Origin of the sequence: Bacillus sp. SIMBA_005 (assembly GCF_046535585.1) — a bacterium.
GTDB classification, from domain to species: Bacteria; Bacillota; Bacilli; order Bacillales; family Bacillaceae; genus Bacillus; species Bacillus pumilus.
This window is the reverse complement of record NZ_JAWRWI010000711.1, coordinates 1-257: the sequence shown is the minus strand read 5'-3', so window position 1 is coordinate 257 and position 257 is coordinate 1. Positions and strand designations below refer to the sequence as shown.

1 protein-coding gene is annotated in these 257 nt (G+C 54.5%); it reads right to left on the bottom strand.

The genetic code is table 11. The features are described from left to right. On the bottom strand, positions 1-257 hold a 257-nt coding region (locus tag SB660_RS21925), incomplete at both ends, for an ROK family protein (protein WP_410584551.1).

The following is a 257-nucleotide window of genomic DNA, read 5'->3' as shown; positions in this document are numbered from 1 at the left end:
CAGAACGCGGGAACGCGGTGATTTTGAAGGTCTCTTCCACTTTTGACCGCAGGATTTCCCCCGCTTTAGACACGCCTCCGCCGAGCACGATTTTTGTCGGATTCATGGCGCTTGCCAGATTTCCGAGCACGAGGCCTAAATGTTTTGCGACATAATCGACGACTTCAAGCGCGGTCTTATCCTGCTGTTTAGCCGCTTCGAACACGTCACGTGCCGTCAGATCGCGCACTTGTAAGAGCGAAGAGTCGGAAACCGCC